The 18,336-nt window shown below is 64.5% G+C and carries 15 protein-coding genes; 8 read left to right on the top strand and 7 right to left on the bottom strand.

The genetic code is table 11. The features are described from left to right. Positions 1–83 precede the first annotated feature (83 nt). The 3 genes from C4K40_RS20360 (at position 84) to C4K40_RS20350 (ending at position 3,641) form a co-directional block, all read left to right on the top strand. A complete protein-coding gene (locus C4K40_RS20360; RefSeq protein ID WP_022639715.1) occupies positions 84–356 on the top strand; it encodes an HU family DNA-binding protein in 273 nt (90 codons plus the stop codon). 224 nt (positions 357–580) lie between these two features. Continuing rightward, entirely contained in the window at positions 581–2,452 is a 1,872-nt protein-coding gene (locus C4K40_RS20355; protein WP_053136736.1) for a SurA N-terminal domain-containing protein, read from the top strand. Between the two features lie 334 nt (positions 2,453–2,786). Beyond that, entirely contained in the window at positions 2,787–3,641 is an 855-nt protein-coding gene (locus C4K40_RS20350; RefSeq protein WP_053136732.1) for a DUF2242 domain-containing protein, read from the top strand. A gap of 376 nt (positions 3,642–4,017) precedes the next feature. Here C4K40_RS20350 and C4K40_RS20340 read toward each other — a convergent pair whose 3' ends face one another. Beyond that, positions 4,018–5,058, bottom strand: a complete 1,041-nt coding sequence (locus tag C4K40_RS20340; protein ID WP_053136729.1) for an AraC family transcriptional regulator — start codon at positions 5,056–5,058, stop codon at positions 4,018–4,020. Between the two features lie 4 nt (positions 5,059–5,062). Then, the gene (locus C4K40_RS20335; protein ID WP_022639705.1) at positions 5,063–6,181 is read right to left on the bottom strand and encodes a carbon-nitrogen hydrolase family protein; all 1,119 of its coding nucleotides are present in this window, start codon (positions 6,179–6,181) and stop codon (positions 5,063–5,065) included. A 210-nt stretch (positions 6,182–6,391) separates the two neighbouring features. Between C4K40_RS20335 and C4K40_RS20330 the strand changes: the two genes are divergently transcribed. Beyond that, positions 6,392–8,431 carry an FAD-dependent oxidoreductase gene (locus tag C4K40_RS20330; RefSeq protein ID WP_022639704.1) on the top strand — a complete coding sequence of 680 codons (2,040 nt, stop codon included), beginning with the start codon at positions 6,392–6,394 and terminating at the stop codon, positions 8,429–8,431. 299 nt (positions 8,432–8,730) lie between these two features. Further along, positions 8,731–9,660, top strand: coding sequence for a 1-aminocyclopropane-1-carboxylate deaminase/D-cysteine desulfhydrase (locus tag C4K40_RS20325; RefSeq protein WP_053136724.1), 930 nt, complete (start codon positions 8,731–8,733; stop codon positions 9,658–9,660). On the opposite strand, the gene C4K40_RS20320 is transcribed toward C4K40_RS20325, so the two are convergent. The 3 genes from C4K40_RS20320 to C4K40_RS20310 form a co-directional block, all read right to left on the bottom strand. Beyond that, positions 9,651–10,205: a cytochrome b gene (locus C4K40_RS20320; protein ID WP_053136763.1), complete on the bottom strand. Its 555-nt coding sequence runs from the start codon at positions 10,203–10,205 to the stop codon at positions 9,651–9,653. The two genes, C4K40_RS20325 and C4K40_RS20320, sit on opposite strands and share 10 nt — an antisense overlap. A gap of 189 nt (positions 10,206–10,394) precedes the next feature. Continuing rightward, the gene (phnX, locus tag C4K40_RS20315) at positions 10,395–11,222 is read right to left on the bottom strand and encodes a phosphonoacetaldehyde hydrolase (RefSeq protein WP_053136721.1); all 828 of its coding nucleotides are present in this window, start codon (positions 11,220–11,222) and stop codon (positions 10,395–10,397) included. A 62-nt stretch (positions 11,223–11,284) separates the two neighbouring features. Next, the gene (locus C4K40_RS20310; RefSeq protein WP_022639700.1) at positions 11,285–12,394 is read right to left on the bottom strand and encodes a 2-aminoethylphosphonate--pyruvate transaminase; all 1,110 of its coding nucleotides are present in this window, start codon (positions 12,392–12,394) and stop codon (positions 11,285–11,287) included. 168 nt (positions 12,395–12,562) lie between these two features. Between C4K40_RS20310 and C4K40_RS20305 the strand changes: the two genes are divergently transcribed. Beyond that, positions 12,563–13,429, top strand: a complete 867-nt coding sequence (locus C4K40_RS20305; RefSeq protein WP_053136718.1) for a LysR substrate-binding domain-containing protein — start codon at positions 12,563–12,565, stop codon at positions 13,427–13,429. A gap of 111 nt (positions 13,430–13,540) precedes the next feature. Here the strand turns inward: C4K40_RS20305 and C4K40_RS20300 are convergent, their stop codons facing one another. Continuing rightward, the gene (locus tag C4K40_RS20300) at positions 13,541–14,422 is read right to left on the bottom strand and encodes a LysR substrate-binding domain-containing protein (RefSeq protein WP_022639698.1); all 882 of its coding nucleotides are present in this window, start codon (positions 14,420–14,422) and stop codon (positions 13,541–13,543) included. Between the two features lie 286 nt (positions 14,423–14,708). On the opposite strand from C4K40_RS20300, the gene C4K40_RS20295 reads away from it, so the two are divergent. Then, complete coding sequence (locus C4K40_RS20295) at positions 14,709–16,028, top strand: MFS transporter (protein ID WP_053136715.1); 1,320 nt, start codon at positions 14,709–14,711, stop codon at positions 16,026–16,028. Positions 16,029–16,192: 164 nt separating this feature from the next. Next, entirely contained in the window at positions 16,193–16,897 is a 705-nt protein-coding gene (locus C4K40_RS20290; RefSeq protein ID WP_053136712.1) for a YebC/PmpR family DNA-binding transcriptional regulator, read from the top strand. 71 nt (positions 16,898–16,968) lie between these two features. Here the strand turns inward: C4K40_RS20290 and C4K40_RS20285 are convergent, their stop codons facing one another. After that, positions 16,969–18,282 (bottom strand): leucine-rich repeat-containing protein kinase family protein, encoded by a 1,314-nt coding sequence (locus C4K40_RS20285; protein ID WP_053136708.1) that lies wholly within the window; start codon positions 18,280–18,282, stop codon positions 16,969–16,971. Between the last annotated feature and the right edge of the window lie 54 nt (positions 18,283–18,336).

The following is an 18,336-nucleotide window of genomic DNA, read 5'->3' as shown; positions in this document are numbered from 1 at the left end:
ATGCCTGTAGGCCATTCAGCACTCGTTTTTGCTTTCACCAAAAAACTTAGAATCATACTCATAGATATATAAGGGGACTTAGAGTGAACAAGTCGGAACTGATTGATGCTATCGCTGCATCTGCTGATCTCCCGAAAGCTGCTGCTGGCCGTGCGCTGGATGCAGTGATCGAATCCGTTACTGGCGCTCTGAAGGCCGGTGACTCTGTTGTGCTGGTTGGTTTCGGTACTTTCTCGGTAACTGATCGTCCAGCTCGTGTTGGTCGTAACCCACAGACCGGCAAGACTCTGGAAATCGCTGCTGCTAAAAAGCCAGGTTTCAAAGCCGGTAAAGCTCTGAAAGAAGCGGTCAACTAAGTTTCTTCAGGGCCTTTGCCCATCCGGGTCGGGGTCATGCCTGATCTGGCAGCGGGGCGCCAGTCGACCGGTGCTACCGGTTCACGTCGAGAGTCGCAGGTTCAGCTCTTGTCCGCTCCGCCAGTTACGAGAAGGCGCATCCTCGGATGCGCCTTTCTTCTATCCGGACTCTACCCACGCTCCACGGTTGCTTGAACAGAAGTACAGCCGTTTCTGGGGGACGCATGCTGCAGAATATCAGGGACAATTCACAAGGCTGGATTGCCAAAACCATCATCGGGGTCATCGTCGCGTTGATGGCGTTGACCGGTTTCGATGCCATTTTCAACGCGACTAGCCATAAACAGGATGCGGCCAAGGTCAACGGCGAGGAGATCACTCAGAACGAGTTGAGCCAGGCCGTCGACATGCAACGCCGCCAGCTGATGCAGCAATTGGGCAAGGACTTCGATGCCTCCCTGCTCGACGAGAAGATGCTGCGTGAAGCGGCCCTGAAAGGGTTGATCGACCGCAAGTTGCTGCTGCAAGGTGCCCAGGACTCCAAGTTCGCCTTCTCCGAAGGTGCCCTGGACCAGGTGATCCTGCAAACGCCGGAATTCCAGGTTGAAGGCAAGTTCAGCCCCGAGCGTTTCGACCAGGTCATTCGCCAGTTGGGCTACAGCCGCATGCAGTTCCGGCAGATGCTCAGCCAGGAAATGCTCATTGGCCAGATCCGCGCCGGCCTGGCTGGCAGCGGTTTCGTCACCGACGCCCAGGTGCTGGCTTTCGCCCGTCTGGAGAAGCAGACCCGTGACTTCGCTTCCCTGACCGTCAAGGCCGATCCGGCAGCCATCAAGCTGACCGATGACGAGGTCAAGGCCTATTACGACCAGCACGCCAAGGAGTTCATGACTCCTGACCAAGTGGTGATCGACTACATCGAGCTGAAGAAAGCCGCGTTCTTCGACCAGGTCAGCGTCAAGGACGAAGACCTGCAGGCGCTCTATCAGAAAGAGATCGGTAACCTGGCCGAGCAGCGCCGTGCCGCGCACATCCTGATCGAAGTCAACGACAAGGTCGATGAAGCCCAGGCCAAGGCCAAGATCGAAGACATCCAGGCTCGCCTGGCCAAGGGTGAGAAGTTCGAGGCGCTGGCCAAGGAGTTCTCCCAGGATCCTGGTTCGGCCAACAACGGCGGTGACCTGGGTTACGCAGGCCCCGGTGTCTACGATCCAGCCTTCGAGAAAGCGCTGTACGCGCTGAACAAGGACCAGGTCTCCGCCCCGGTACGCAGTGACTTCGGTTTCCACCTGATCAAGCTGCTCGGTGTCGAAGCACCTGAAGTGCCAAGTTTCGCCAGCCTCAAGGACAAGTTGACCCGCGAGCTGAAGGCGCAACAGGTCGAACAGCGTTTCGTGGATGCCACCAAGCAGCTGGAAGACTCGTCGTTCGAAGCCTCCGACCTGGCCCAGCCGGCCCAGGACTTGAAGCTCACCGTGCATACCTCCGCGCCGTTCGGTCGTGAGGGTGGTGATGGTATCGCGGCCAACCGCGCGGTGATCCAGGCGGCTTTCAGTACCGAAGTCCTCGACGAGGGTGCCAACAGCGGCGCCATCGAATTGGATCCGGAAACCGTCGTGGTACTGCGTGCCAAGGAGCACCGCAAGCCCGAGCAACTGCCCCTGGACAGCGTAGCCAGTTCCATTCGCACGCAATTGGCCAAGGAGCACGCCAGTGCTGCGGCCAAGACCAAGGCTGAAGAACTGATCGCCAGCCTGCGTGATGGCAAGGTTGCGCTGAGCAAGCCGGTGGACGGCCAGGACTGGAAAGTGGCGAAAGCCGTTACCCGTGGCCAGGAAGGTATCGATCCGACCGTGCTGCAGGCACTGTTCCGCATGAGCAAGCCTGAGTCCAAGGACAAGCCGAGCTTCACCAGCGTGACCCTGCCTAACGGTAACCTGCTGGTGCTGCAGCTCAACGCGGTCAACGAAGCCGCGGCGCCGACCGAGGAAGAGAAGGCCCAGTACCGCCGCTTCCTGGCTTCGCGCCAAGGGCAGCAAGACTTCGCGGCCTACCGCAAGCAACTGGAAAGCCAGGCGGACATCAAGCGCTACTGATGTTCGACTCGCAGTGTTGAACAAGCCCCGGTCGCAAGACCGGGGCTTTTTTTCGCCTGGCAGAACCCATGTCGTTGGCGACCGGGCGAAGCAGCAGGACCATCGAAGCCCGGGTGGATGCGACACATGGGCTTGGGCCGTGATTGTCTCTGTCACGTCCCTGGCAGCGCCACGATAGTCATGCCCCGCAGACCGACGGAATGCGGGGGGTACGACTTTTATCGGCAAACAGCGGTCATTAGCCTTGCATGACAGTTAAGACATCAATTAGCCGCGCTGTAGGACGTTGATCTGTTGCACAATACGTCCCGGAGCGTTTTCCTCAGGATTTTCGATGTTTAGATCATTTCACCTGCGCGTTGCAGCCGGAGTGTTGCTGTTGTCCGCAGTCGCCGGTTGTTCATCGAACAAGACCGCCATCTACGAGCATGAAAGCTTCGACGATTCCAGCACCTTCTCGCGTAATTACCCCGTCAGCGATGCCGCCTCCTGCGAAGCCGCGCGGCGTGCGTTGCTCAGCCAGGGCTACATCATCACCAGCAACGATCCGAAGCTGGTCAGTGGCCACAAGAGTTTCCAGCAGACCGGCGAGACCCATCTGGAAATCAGCTTCAACGTGGTTTGCGCCAAGGACGGTACCGCTGGGCATCGCTCGACGGTATTCGCCAATGCTCTGCAGGACCGCTACGCCCTGAAGAAGCTGAACAACTCGGCGAGCCTCGGGGTAGGGGTGCTGGGCTCGGTGTCGATGCCCATCGGCTCCACTGACGACTCGATGGTCAAGGTGGCCAGCGAGACCGTGTCGTCCGCCAAGTTCTATGAGCGCTACTTCGCCTTGCTGGAGCTGTTCCTGCCCCAGGAGGCCAAGACCGCAGCGCACATCGAGGAAAAACCCAAGGCCGACCTGGGGGTTCCGGAGAGCAAGCCGGACAACCCAGCCGATTCCAAGCCAGAACCCAAGCCGGAAACCGCTCCGCAGCCTGCCGTGGCGGCACCGGCACCACCGGCAGCTCCGGCTGTCGAGCCGGCGGCTTCCCAGCCGCTGGCGCCACCGGTGGAGGCGGCGCCCATAGTACCGGCGCCCGTCAGTGAGCCAGCTCCGGCGGGTGAAACCATCACCCCGCCACCAGCCAGTACCCTGCCGCCACCGAGCGAGCCGATCCAGGCCCTGCCTGGCAGCGGCCGCTGAGGCCATAGTGCAAAGGTGTTGCCCGGCGTCGTCTGGGCCGCACCTGGGCGACTCCTTCCGAGTTATTGCTTCCCTGTCTTGTCGCGCGCTACTGCGTACGCCGTCACTCGTCCTGAAACCCTTGTACGGATTTTCGGTAAATTTCTTACCTGCCGTTACGTTTCAATGGCAGAAAAGTTGACCGAGGGGGTAGTATTTTTTCTGTCATACCGGCAACTTATGCTGGTCCCGACGGTGATCCAGGGCATTCAACCCACGTGCAAAGGAGTCCGCATGGACGAGTATCAAGAGGAACTGCTGGAGTACCAGGCTTTTGAGCTGGACCCTCTAGAGCCAGCAGACGATGCCACCGAGCTGTAAAGCCGGTGGCTTTTTTTTAGCCGAACTGGCGGTGGCTGCGACGAAACTCCCCCGGAGTCTGGCCGTTCCAGCGCTTGAAGGCCCGCTGAAATGCCTCGGCTGAGGCGAACCCCAACAGATAGGCAATCTCGCCGAACGCCAGTTCGGTGTCGCGGATGTAAGTCATGGCCAGGTCGCGCCGGGTGTCGTTGAGAATCGCCCGGAACTGCGTACCTTCCTCGGCCAGCTTGCGGCGCAAGGTCCAGGTCGGCAGCTTCAGGCGCGCCGCCACTTCCTCCAGGTCCGGCTCCCGGCCACCGTTGAGCAAAGGTCCGAGCAACTGAATGATGCGTTCGCGCAGGCTGCGGGTGCGGGTCAGTTGCTCCAGCTCCCTTTCGCACAACAGCAGCAGGTGGCGCCAGGTACTCGGGCAGTGCTCGGGGTTGCGCAGGGCCAGGCTGGCCTGGTCCAGGCGCAGTTGATTGCGCTCGGCGCCGAAGTGCACCGTAGCAGGGCCGAGCAGGGCATAGGCTTCGTGGTAGTCGGGCTGTTGGAACTCGATGTCGATCCGTTGCGCATGTAGCGCTTGCCCGGCCAGGTTGGACAGTTGCTGCAACCAGCCGGAGATGATCGAGTCCACCACGAAACGGTTGTAGGCGTTGTATGGGCTGATGGAGTAGAAGCGCAGCCAGGCACCGTCGGCATCCTCGCAGAAGCTCGATTGACCGCGATAGTTGGAGCCGTACAGGGCTTCGAAGCGCGTCAGGCAGCGTGCCGCTTCACGCACGGTGGGCGCCTGGGCGGCGGTGACACCGGCCAGGCCCGCCTGGCTCAGGCGGCTGAGGCGGCCCATGCGCAGCCCCAGGGCCGGATCGCCGGTGAGCTGGATCGCCCCGTGGCCCAGGCGCATGTAGCGCGGGATCGACAGGCGCGCTCCGGCTTCGGCCAGGCGCGCGCTATCCAATCCGTACTGCTCCAGCAGGGGAACAGGGTCCTGGCCATGGCTGCGGACCGCATCCGCCAGGCTATGGACGAAACCCACCGACAGGTCGCCCAGGCGCATCGGTGCGCTTCTCAAGGATCTACAGCCAGAGATTCAGCAGACGGGCACCACGGCTGCCATCGTCGGCGAAGGTCTGGCCAGCGCTGCTCAGGAAGCTCTGGCCGCTGGTGCCCAGGTCCCAGAACTGGCCACGCAGGAAGACGCTGGCACCGCCGCTGGCCAGGCTCCGGGAGGTACGGCTGGTGAGGGTCAGGTGCTGCCAGGCAGTACCCTCGCTGGTATTCGGCGCGAGGGCTTCGAGGGCTGCGCTGTGGTCGCCGCGCCAAGGCTGCTCCCAGTGGCCCTTGCCCATGATGAAGGCCGGTACAGCCACCAACTGTGCCTGCTGTGCGTCGAGCTTGCGGTAGTTCTGCGGATACCAGCTATCGCTGCCGATCAGTACCCCGAGACGTCCGGCCGGGGTTTCGAAGACCTGCGGCGCTGCCTCGGCATCGCCCTGGATATAACCGCTCTCGGAGAGGCTGGGATAGATCTGGCGCTGCGGCTGGCCAATGGGCTGGCCATCGCTGCCGAACACCAGGGCGCTGTTGTACAGGGCGCCAGTACCCACCTGCAGGCTGCCCTGGTTGACGCTGGGGTCGGGGAGCACGATGGAGCCGGCCACCAGGGTCACCTGGAATTCCCGGGCCAGGCCGCCGAACAGCTCCTGGTAATCCCTGGCCATCTGCTGGGCTTTCATCCGCAGGTGGGCGTCGTCCAGCCGGTTGGTGCCCTTGGCGGCAGCCAGGGCCTTGACGAACAGCAGCGGGTTGCTCACCGCCAGCCAGTTCATGGCCTCCTTCAACGTGGTGGCCTGGTACAGCTCGTTCTTCTCGCCACTGACCATCAGCCAGGTACCGATATGTTCCGGCAGCACGACGATGGTCTTGGCATTCACCAGGCCGCGCTCACGAGCCTGCTGCAGGTAAGCCGCGAGCTTACGGTGCAGGCGTGCGCTGCTCTGGTAGTCAGTGGGAAACAGCTCCGGCTGGATCGCCAGCAGGTTGCCGTGGTCGGCGGGCACGCCATGGTCCACCGCCAGCGTGATGCGCAGGTCCGACAGGTAGTGCGCCCCCGGGCGGTCGCGGGTCCAGGCTCCATAGCTGCTGATGGCGGCGACCAGGGCCAGGGCGAGGATGATGTACAGAAGTTTGCGCATGGGAAAACAGTCGACAACCGTGTGCAGGATTCGTCGCCTAGGGTAGGGCGGCAACCGGCGCTTGCCAAGGGCCGCTGTACGTTTGGATCAATAACTTGTCAGTTACGGTCATTGAGCCTACAGCGGGTGTGCTTTTAGTCTGTGCCGCACTACCGACGGAAGCCGCAGAGCTTCCGCACCTACCGTGATAGCCCGATCTGGAGTGACGCCATGGCTGCTGCCCCGTACCCGCATTTGCTGGCCCCCCTCGACCTGGGGTTCACCACCCTGCGCAACCGGACCCTGATGGGCTCCATGCACACCGGCCTGGAAGAAAAACCTGGCGGCTTCGAGCGCATGGCGGCGTATTTTGCCGAGCGCGCCCGTGGCGGCGTGGGCCTGATGGTCACCGGCGGCATCGGCCCCAACGATGAAGGTGGGGTGTATTCCGGAGCGGCCAAGCTGACTACCGAAGAAGAGGCGCAGAAGCACCTGATCGTCACCCGCGCGGTGCACGAGGCCGGTGGCAAGATCTGCATGCAGATCCTGCACGCCGGGCGTTACGCCTACAGCCCCAAGCAGGTCGCGCCGAGTGCCATCCAGGCGCCAATCAACCCGTTCAAGCCCAAGGAGCTGGATGAGGAGGGCATCGAGAAGCAGATCCGCGACTTCGTCACCTGCTCGACCCTGGCCCAGAAGGCCGAATACGACGGCGTCGAGATCATGGGGTCCGAGGGTTACTTCATCAACCAGTTCCTCGCCGCCCATACCAACCACCGTACCGACCGCTGGGGCGGCAGCTACGAGAACCGCATGCGCCTGCCGCTGGAGATCGTGCGTCGGGTGCGTGAAGCGGTAGGCCCGAACTTCATCATCATCTTCCGCCTGTCGATGCTCGACCTGGTGGAAGGCGGCAGCACCTGGGAAGAGATCGTGCAGCTGGCCCAGGCCATCGAAAAGGCCGGCGCCACCATCATCAACACCGGCATCGGCTGGCACGAGGCGCGCATCCCGACCATCGCCACCAAGGTGCCGCGCGCCGCGTTCAGCAAGGTCACGGCCAAGCTGCGAGGTTCGGTGGGCATCCCGCTGATCACCACCAACCGCATCAATACCCCGGAAGTGGCCGAGCAGATCCTGGCCGAGGGCGATGCCGACATGGTGTCCATGGCCCGGCCGTTCCTGGCCGATCCGGACTTCGTCAACAAGGCCGCCGCCGGCCGTGCCGACGAGATCAATACCTGCATTGGCTGCAACCAGGCGTGCCTGGACCACACCTTCGGCGGCAAGCTGACCAGCTGCCTGGTCAACCCCCGTGCTTGCCACGAAACCGAGCTGAACTACCTGCCGGTCCAGCAGATCAAGAAGATCGCCGTGGTCGGTGCCGGCCCGGCCGGTCTGTCCGCCGCCACCGTGGCCGCCGAGCGTGGGCACCAGGTGACCCTGTTCGATTCGGCCAGCGAGATCGGTGGTCAGTTCAATATCGCCAAGCGCGTGCCGGGCAAGGAGGAGTTCTACGAGACCCTGCGCTACTTCAAGCGCAAGCTGCAGACCAGCCACGTCGAGCTGTGCCTGGATACAAGGGTGGATGTCGAGCAACTGGTCGCCGGCGGGTTCGATGAAATCATCCTCGCCACCGGTATCGCGCCACGGGTGCCGGCGATTCCCGGGGTGGAACACGCCAAGGTCCTGAGCTACCTGGACGTGCTGCTCGAGCGCAAGCCGGTGGGGCAGAAGGTGGCAGTGATCGGTGCTGGCGGCATCGGCTTCGACGTCTCCGAGTTCCTCGTGCACCAGGGCGTGGCTACCAGCCAGGATCGCGAGGCGTTCTGGAAGGAGTGGGGCATCGATACCCGCTTGCAGGCTCGTGGCGGCATCGCCGGGATCAAGGCCGAACCCCATGCTCCGGCGCGCCAGGTGTTCCTGCTGCAGCGCAAGAAGAGCAAGGTCGGTGATGGCCTGGGCAAGACCACGGGCTGGATCCATCGCACTGGCTTGAAGAACAAGCAGGTGCAGATGCTCAACAGCGTCGAGTACCTGAAGATCGACGACGCCGGCCTGCATATCCGCATCGGCGAAGCGGGCGAGCCCCAGGTGCTGCCGGTGGACAACGTGGTGATCTGCGCCGGCCAGGACCCGCTGCGCGAATTGCACGATGGCCTGGTGGCCGCTGGGCAGAACGTGCACCTGATCGGTGGTGCCGACGTGGCGGCCGAGCTGGATGCCAAGCGCGCCATCAACCAGGGTTCGCGCCTGGCTGCGGAACTCTGATCCCTCCGGCCTCGGCAGCGGCCCTGTAGCCGCTGCCGAAGGCTGCGCCTGCCCCGCAGAAGCACGACGATCTTCCATCCCAGCACCTTCCCGTTGGCCTCTGAAGGTACTGCGATTCCTAACCCGCCCCGTAGGGGCTCGGCGATCCTCGGTCCTTACATCTGCCCCTCGCCCCTGAAGGCCCTGCAGTCCTTTGCGCAGCCTTCGGCAGCGGCTACACAAAGCTTGTGTCGCTGGGGCACGGCGATCTTGTCCAGGGTTGCTAGAATGCGCGCCCCCTGTCTGCCGAGTTGCCAGCGATGTCCCTTGCCGAGTCCTTCGCTCATTTGCCCCAGGCGCCGCTACAGCGGCTGGAGCTGGATTGGCTGCACCAGGCCGGGGTCGAGGTGGCGGTACTGCGCCTGGACCTGATCGACCCGCTGATCAGCGGCAACAAGTGGTTCAAGCTCAACCATCACCTGCAGGCAGCGAGCCGCCAGGGCGCGCGGGGCATCATCAGCCTCGGCGGCGCCCATTCCAATCACCTGCATGCCCTGGCCGCTGCCGGCCAGCGTTTCGCCTTCGCCACGGTCGGGTTGTTGCGCGGGCAACGCCAGGACACACCCACCGTGCTCGACCTGGAGCGCTTCGGCATGCAACTGCACTGGCTTGGCTACGGCGGCTACCGGGCGCGCCACCAACCGGGCTTCTGGACACCCTGGCAGGCCCAGTACCCCGACCTGTACCCGGTACCCGAGGGCGGTGGCGGCCTGGCCGGTGCATTGGGCTGCATGCCGCTGCTGGAGCAGGTGCGCTCGCAACTGCCGGCCCTGGGCTGGAGCGATTATCACGGCTGGTGGCTGGCCGCCGGTACGGGTACCACGCTGGCTGGGCTGGTGCTGGCCGAGGCCGGGACGCACCCGGTGCATGGCGCCCTGGCGGTGCCGATGGACCACGGAGTGCCGCAGCAAGTTGCCGGTATCCTGGAGGAAGCCGGCAGGGCGCTCGAAGGTTATGCCTTGCTGGACGCCAGCCGTGGCGGCTTCGCCAAGGTGGACCGGGTGCTGGAGGCGTTCATCGAGCAGACCGAAAAGGCCAGCGGCCTGCCGCTGGAGCCGCTGTACACCGGCAAGGCCCTGCTGGCCCTGCACGAGCAGGTCCGGACCGGGCGCTTCGCCCCGGGTTGTCGGTTGATCTTCGTCCACAGCGGCGGCCTGCAAGGACGCCGCGGCTTCGCCGGTCAGGCCTGATCGCGCTGGCGCCACATCCGCTGCAGGGTGTTGTCGCGCATCACATAGTGGTGATAGAGCCCGGCCAGGGCATGCAGGCCGATCAGCCAGTAGCCCAGGGTGCCCAGCAACTCGTGCCAGCCCTGGAGCTGTTTGGCCATGGCTTTGTCTTCATGCAGCAGCAACGGCAGGTCCAGGCCGTAGAACATCACCTGGTGCCCCTTGGCGCTGGTGGTCAGCCAGCCCAGCAGCGGCATGGCGATCATGAACAGGTACAGCGCCCAGTGCATCAGCGTTGCCAGCAGCCTCTGCCATGACGGCGGCGTGGGCTCGATCCGTGGCGCCACGCCCTGGGCCCGGGCGAACAACCGCAGCCAGACCAGTACGAACACCGTCAGGCCGAGCATGAAGTGGGCTTCGGTGATCAGGGTGCGGCCACCGCTGCCCTTGGGGAAGATGCCACGAAATTCTATACAGGCGTAGACCATGGCCAGCAGCACCAACATCAGCCAGTGCAGGGCGATCGTCATGGTGCTATAGCGCGCCTCGGTGTTTTTCCACGGCATGGGGGCTTCCTCGGTCATCAGGTCTGAAGCCTCCGTTCTTGAGCGACGGAGTGCTTTAACTGTAAGCCGCTTTTTTTAGGTTTGCCTGGCGCACCGGGGGCTTTCGTCGCTTGGGGGGGCTGGTCTCACGTCGATGAAAAAAACGGCGACTGGTGAAAGTCGCCGTTCTGTCGTTCTTGATCGATGGGCTTATTGTCCCTGGGGCATTTCTCCCCGGGCCAGGCGCTGGTTGATATCGGCGATCACCTGGGGCAGATCGGCGATAGTGTCGATCATGTAGTGCGGGCGCGACGGCTCGAACAGTTTGTGGATACGCTGGCGCTCGCTGGCCAGGGTATCGCTGGCCAAGGCGCGGTAGCCCTCGTAGCTCAGGCCCAGGGCGTTGCCCGAGCAGGTCAGGGCCACGGTCCACATCCCGGCGCGGCGGCCTTCGAGAATCCCCGGCACGGTGTCGTCGATCTTCACGCAGGCGGCGACATCGTCGATGCCCAGGGCGATCACGTTGGCCAGGGCCTGGGCGGGCCAGGGGCGGCCGTTGGGCACTTCGTCGGTGGCCACCACGTGGTCGGCGACATAGCCGTTGGTCGCGGCCAGGGCCACCACCCGGTCCATCACCAGCTTTGGATAACCGGAGCAGGAACCGATCTTGATGCCTTGCTCTCGCAGCTTGGCAATGACCTCCAAAGCCCCGGGGATCAGGGCCGAGTGCTCGGCGATCTTCTCGATCTGCAACGGCATGAAGCGCTCGTAGATGGCGGTGACGTCGGCATCGGTCGGGGTGCGGCCGAAAGCCTTGCGGTAGCGCTCGGCCACTTGCGGCAGGTCGCACAGGGTGCGGATGTGGTCCCACTTGCCCATGCCCATCGGGCCGCGGGCTTCTTCGATGGAGACCTGGACATCGAACTCGGCGAAGGCCTCGACGAAGATCTGGGTCGGGGCGAAGGAGCCGAAATCGACCACGGTGCCGGCCCAGTCGAGGATCGCGGCTTGCAGCTGGTTGGGGTTGGTGTAGTTCATCGTTCAAGGACCTGTACAAGAGGCGAGGACGGCCGTGCCCGGCGGGCACGGTGATGGGGCGATCAGATATCCAGTACTTCCATTTCCCGCAGCACCTGGGCCACGGCAGCGACCGCGGCCTGCATGCCGGCGCGGTCGACGTGGCCGATGCAGCCGACGCGGAAGGTCTCGACCTGGGTCAGCTTGCCCGGGTAGAGGATGAAACCCTTGGCCTTGACCCGTTCGTAGAAGTCCTTGAACTGGTAGCGCGGGTCTTGTGGGGCGTGGAAGGTAACGATGATCGGCGCCTGGATCGCCGCTGGCAGGAAGCTGCGCAGGCCCAACTCGCCCATGCCTTGCAACAGGGTCTGGCAGTTGTCGCTGTAGCGTGCCAGGCGTGCCGGCAGGCCGCCTTCCTCGTTGTATTGCAGCAAGGCTTCGTGCAGCGCAGCCACCACGTGGGTCGGCGGGGTGAAACGCCACTGGCCGGTCTTGGCCATGTAGGCGTGCTGGTCGTGCAGGTCCATGGCCAGGGAATGGGCGTTGCCCGCCGCCTGGGCCAGGGACTCCTTGCGAGCGAAGACGAAGCCCATGCCGGGCACGCCTTCCAGGCACTTGCCGGACGCGGCGATCAGCGCATCGAAGGCGATCTCGCGGGCATCGATGGGCAAGGCGCCGAAGGAACTCATGGCGTCGATGATCAGGCGCTTGCCGTGGCGGGCGACCACCTGGGCGATCTCCGGCAGCGGATTGAGGATGCCGGTGCTGGTCTCGCAGTGAATCAGCGCCACGTGGCTGATGGACGGGTCGGCCAGCAGCAGGCGCTCGACGTCGGCGGCGGTAGTGGGCTCGTCCTCGGCGGTTTCGAAGGTACTGAAGTCACGGCCGAGCACTTCGCAGATCTTCGCCAGGCGCTTGCCGTAGGCGCCATTGATCAGCACCAGGACCTTGCCGTCCCGCGGCACCAGGGTGCCGATGGCGGCTTCCACGGCGAAGGTGCCGCTGCCCTGCAGGGGTACGCAATGATGGCTGTCGGCGCCGTTGACGATGGCCAGCAATTGCGTGCACAGGCTGGCGGTCAGCTGGTTGAACCGTTCATCCCAGGAGCCCCAGTCCACCAGCATCGCCCGACGAGTACGGGCGGAAGTGGTCAGGGGGCCGGGGGTAAGCAGGATTGGCTCGGCGATGCTCATGCTGTGTCCTCGAAGATGATGGGAGTTAGGGTCTGTTGCCGTTTCGGCGCAAACCGCGTTGCCGCGTCAAATGGCAACAGACCCTAGCTACGGCGACTAAATTGCAACTTGCCTTATCATCAATCAAATTGTTTGTTGTTATGCCTACCATAAGTGAGGCCGATAGATATGAATTTGTTCCAACTGCGTGCGTTCGATGCCGTGGCCCGTGAAGGCAGCTTCACTCGGGCTGCCGGACGCCTGTTCATCAGCCAACCGGCGGTCACCGGGCACATCAAGGCCCTGGAGGAGCACTACCAGATCACCCTGCTGCGGCGTACTGCCCGACGGGTGGAGCTGACCGAGGAGGGCACCAAGCTGGCGGCCATCACCCGCGCCATGTTCGGCCTCGCCGAAGAAGCCCAGGCCATGCTCGAGGCCAACCGCCAGCTCTTGACCGGGCGCCTGGAAGTGGCGGCGGACGGTCCGCACCTGGTCATGCCGATGCTGGCCAGCCTGCGCGAGCGTTATCCGGGGGTGACCGTCAACCTGCGCCTGGGCAACGCCCAGGAGACCCTGGCAGCGCTGCTCTCGGAGCATGCCGACGTGGCGGTGCTGACCGAGGTCGAGGAGCGCAAGGGCCTGCACCTGCAGAGCCTCGGGCAGTCGCGGATGTGCGCCCTGGTGCCCCAGGGCCATGAATGGCTGGAGCTGGCCGAAGGCATCGCCATCGAGCAACTGGACCAGGTGATCATGGTGCTGCGCGAGCCCAGCTCCATCACCCGCCGCACCTTCGACGAGGCGTGCACCCTGGCCAAGGTGCAGCCGCGGGTGCTGCTGGAGCTGGACAGTCGTGAGGCGGTGACCGAGGCGGTGGCCGCGCACCTGGGGGTCGGGATCGTCAGTTCGCTGGAAGTGGGCCACGACCCACGGGTGCGGGTGGTACCGATTCGTGGCGCGGGCCTGGTCAACCAGCACATGATCGGCTGCCTGGAGCGGCGCCGGGAGCTGCGGCTGATCCAGGCCTTCATCGGTCTGGCCCCGAAAGCCCGGTAGCCGCTGGCGCAGGCGCAGGCTGTGTACGGCTGCGTAGCAGACGCGGCGTTGGAGGGTTCCAGGGTAAGGTCCTGCGGACCTTCGCGCAGCCTCGCCGTGGCTCGACAGCGGCTACAAGTGGGGCGGTTGGTTGTCGAGCACCAGATCGAGGAAGGTGGCGACGATCCGCCGCGAGCGCTGTTCGCGCAGGCATACCAGGGTTTCGGTCATGCGCTGCTGGCAGTCGACGATAGGCAGGGCGCAGATCCGCGAGTCGGCACCGAATTCCGCCGCCGACACCACGCCCACGCCGATACCCGCCACCACCGCCTCACGCGCCGCTTCCCGGCCTTCGACCTGGATCGCCGGGCGGATCCGCAGCCCGGCACGGTGCATTTCCTCCTCCACGATCTGGCGCGTCACCGAGCCGGTTTCCCGCAGCACCATGGGCGTATCGTCGAGATCGGCCAGGCAGATGGACTGGCGCTCGGCCCAGGGATGATTGCGCGAGACGAACGCCACCATCGGGTCATTGCACAGGGTCAGCGACCACAGGCGCTCGTCGTCCACCTCGCGTCCCAGCAGGGCCAGGTCGGCCTGGTAGCTGAACAGGCGCAGCAGGGATTCGTCGGTATTGCCGGTCTCGATGCGTACGTTGATCCCCGGATACAACTGGCAGAAGCGGGCGACCTGCGCCAGCACGTGCACTGGTGCATCCACCGCCAGCACCAGGCTGCCGGTCTGCAGGGCCTGGGAGTCCTGCAACAGTTCCTTGGCTTCCGCTTCGGCGACGAACAGGCGCTGGGTGATGGCCAGTAACCGCTGCCCCAGGTCGGTGAGCTGCACCGAGCGCTTGTTGCGATGGAACAGCAGGACGCCAAAACGCTCCTCCAGCTTGCGCACCTGGTCCGAGACGGCCGGTTGGGTCAGGTACAGGCGCTCGGCGGCCCGGGTGAAGCTGCCGTGCACGGCCACGGCATGGAAGGCTTTCAACTGCGCATGGGAAACCGACATGACGACGACCTCTTACAAGCTGGACTTATATTTGAAATACGATAAATCGATTTCATTTATTAATTGCTAATTGCTTCCATCTTTCAAGGCCCGGTGACCGGTCGGTCGATCGTCACCGGGTCCTGGGACCTGTGCGTGCGATCGCAGCCTCCCGCCCGGGAGCGCAACAGGCCCCGTCTGACCGGCAGCGCCCGCCACAAGGGCCCTGCCGCCGTGCTCAACAACAAAAAACACAGGCGTTTGCTTCGCATCCAGCCGGCACACTCACCCTGAGGTCAGAATCACGATGAACAAGCAGATCGGCACCATCAAACGTTGGCGCGTGCAGATTTTCGCCATCACCTGGATCGCCTACGCGGCCTTCTACTTCACTCGCAAGGCCTTTTCCGTCGCCAAGCTGGGGATCGCCGACGATTCCGACTTCACCCTCGACAAGATGGCCATGGCCAACCTCGATGCCATCTACCTGGCGGCCTACGCCGTGGGGCAGTTCACCTGGGGCATGTTCGCCGACCGCTTCGGCCCGCGGGTGGTGGTGCTGGGCGGCCTGTTGATTTCCGCTGCCGCGGCGCTGGTGATGGGCAGCTTCGCCACCTTGCCGATATTCGCCACCTGCATGCTGGTCCAGGGGCTGGCGCAATCCACCGGCTGGTCGGGGCTGTGCAAGAACATCGGGAGTTTCTTTCCCGCCGAGCAACGGGGGCGGGTCCTGGGCCTGTGGAGTTCGTGCTACGCCTTTGGCGGCCTGGTGGCCTCGCCCTTCGCCGGCTGGTGGGCCTACACCATGGTGGGAACCTGGCATGCAGCGTTCATCTCCAGTGCAGTGGTGGTGGGCCTGACCGCGTTGTTGTTCTTCATCTTCCAGCGCAATACCCCGCAGGACGTGGGCCTGCCGGCGGTGGAGGAGGTGACGACGGCCCAGGAGCCTGCCCAGGGTTGTCGCCTTGGGGTCTGGGCGCCACTGCGGGCGATCCTGCGTAATCGCACGGTGCTGGTGCTGGGGCTGGCGTACTTCCTGCTCAAGCCGGCGCGCTACGCGATCCTGTTGTGGGGGCCGGTGATCGTCTACGAGCAGATGCCCTCGGTGGGCAAGGTCGGCGCGGCGATCGTGCCCACGGCCTTCGAGCTGGCCGGGTTGCTGGGGCCGATCATGATCGGGCTGGCCTCGGACAAGCTGTTCGGCGCCCGGCGCATGCCGGCCTGCGTCCTCAGTTTGCTGGCCCTGACTCTGAGCCTCGGACTGTTCATGGGCGCGCTGCATAGCGGCAGCGTAGCGCTGGTGGTCGCGCTGCTGTTCGTCATGGGCCTGACCCTGTACGGACCGGACTCGATGATCAGCGGCGCGGCGGCCATCGATTTCGGCGCGGCCGGAGCCGGGGCCACGGCGGCCGGGTTCGTCAATGGTTGCGGTTCGGTGGGGGCGATCCTCGGCGGCCTGTTGCCGGGTTACTTCGATACGGTGACGGTGTTCCTGCTGTTCGCCGGCTGCGCCCTGGTGGCGGCATTGTTGCTGGTGCCGTTCTGGAACAGCCGGCCCAGAGGGGTCGAGCCGGTGCCTGCGCAGGCCTCCAACGAACCCCTGCTGGCCAGGCCGGTGCGCTCCTGAGGTCCTCGCGCCGGGAGCCGCTGCTGCGCTCCCGGCAAGTCCGACAAGGGCCGGAGCTCGGCCGGCCACTGACTTTTTGGTCGATCAGGGCCCAGAGGACGTATAAACTTGCGCCTCGCGTCGGCCAATTCCAACTCGACGCCATAGATCAAAGAGAGTGAGTAATGGGCGCACAGTGGAAGGTTAAACACAAAGAAGCAGCAGCCAATGCCAAGGGCAAGATCTTCGGCAAGCTGGTGAAGGAAATCACCATCGCTGCACGCAACGGCGCTGATGTTGCCACCAACGCCCACCTGCGGCTGGTGGTCGAGCAGGCGAAAAAGGCCTCGATGCCTCGCGAAACCCTGGAGCGCGCGATCAAGAAGGGCTCGGGCCAGCTGGGCGAGACCGTGCAGTACCACCGCGTGACCTACGAAGGTTTTGCCCCGCACCAGGTGCCGCTGATCGTCGAGTGCGTAACCGACAATATCAACCGTACCGTGGCGGAAATCCGCGTGGCCTTCCGCAAGGGCCAGCTGGGCGCCTCGGGTTCGGTGTCCTGGGACTTCAACCACGTGGGCATGATCGAGGCCTCGCCGGACACTCCGGACGCCGATCCGGAACTGGCGGCCATCGAGGCCGGGGCCCAGGATTTCGAGCCGGGCGAAGAGGGCGCCACCCTGTTCCTGACCGAGCCTGTGGACCTGGACGCCGTACAGAAGGCCCTGCCGGAACAAGGCTTCACCGTGCTGTCGGCCAAGCTGGGCTACCAGCCGAAGAACCCGGTCAGTGGCCTGAGCGATGAGCAGATGGCCGAAGTCGAGGCGTTCCTCGAAGGCCTGGATAACCACGACGACGTCCAGGACATGTTCGTCGGTCTGGCCGGCTAAGCCGCGTCGCGCGATCCGTTCGCCGGCCAGTGGGCTCCTGCAAGGGGGCCTGCTGGCCGGCGAAGTCGTTTCTAGAGGCTGTCCAACTCGTGGATCACTTGTTCGAAAGCCGGGCGCGCCAGGACGTGCGGTTGCTGGCAACGTTGCACCAGGTCCCGCAGGCCCTGGTGCTGCGCTGGGGCCAGCGAGCCATCCTGGCGATCGAGCAGTTCCTCCAGCAAGATGCCGAAGGCCCGTACTTCCAGGCGTTGCAGGGCCTGGCTCTGAGGTGTGTCGTCCTGGGCGTGGAACGACGCTGCGCCGAAGTCCCCCAACAGGCAATCGCCCTGGGCATCGAACAAGGTGTTGTGGCCATACAGGTCGCCGTGGGTGATGCCCTGGGCGTGCAGGTGGCCGGCCACCGAGGCGATGCCCCGGGCCATGCGCAGGATGACCGCGGCGCTGAATCTCGCGTCCTCCGGATAGACGTCCCGGGAGCAGGAGTCCAGGCTCGGCAGCGCGGCGAGGTTGGCATAGCTGGGGTCGATCAACTGCATCACCAGGCCGTCCTGGCCCTGGGGATGGTCGACGATGCGGCCCTCGACCCGGATCAGGTTGGGGTGCAGGCCGGCGCTGATGCAGGCGTGCATTTCATGTAGCGGTGAGCCGTCGCTGGTCATCTGGCCCTTGTACAGCTTGACCGCCACAGCCCGCGCTGGCTGCCCGGGAGCCTGCCACTGTGCTTGGTGGATCACCCCGGAGGCGCCTTCACCCAGGCGCTGTGCCAGCACCAGTTGCTCCCATGGAATACTGGGCGTGGATGCCAGGGCAGCGGCATCGACCTGGGATTCCAGCGGGTTGCCGGCATAGGCCAGCCAGGTCAGGCTCGGCAAGGCCAGCAGGAACGGCGGCAGTTCGGTCAGGTGGTTGGCGGCGATCCGCAGCAGTTCCAGGCGCTGGCACTGCTCCAGGCTTTGCGGCAGCGCGGTCAGGCGATTGCCGGACAGCATGAGTTTTTGCAGCAGCGGGCGCCGGCCCAGTTCGTCCGGCAGTTCCTCGATGCGGTTGTCGGTGAGGATCAGCCAGCGCAACTGGGGCGGCAGGGCGGCGGCCGGTACCCGCTCGATGCGGTTGGCCTTGAAGCCGATCATGCTCAGGTGTGCACAACGGCCCAGGCATTCCGGCAGTTCGCTGAACAGGTTGTCCGAGCAGAACAGGATGCGCAGGTGGCTGAGGCGGTGCAGGTCCTCGGGCAGGCTGTGCAGGGCGTTGCCGCTGAGGTTGAGGATCTCCAGGGAGTCGGCGAGATCGAAGATCTCCCGGGGGAATTCAGTCAGGCCACAGGACAGGTCCAGGCGCTTGATGCCGGCCAGCTGGCCGGCCCGCAGTTGGGCAAGGGTATCCATGAACAGCGTCAACACTCGAATGGGGAGGGACAGAGCCCCGGGAAAGGGCGCCCA

Source organism: Pseudomonas sp. CMR5c, assembly GCF_003850545.1.
In the GTDB taxonomy this organism is placed as follows: Bacteria; Pseudomonadota; Gammaproteobacteria; order Pseudomonadales; family Pseudomonadaceae; genus Aquipseudomonas; species Aquipseudomonas piscis.
Note: the sequence above shows the minus strand (reverse complement) of the source record. Positions and strands in the feature narration are given on the sequence as shown.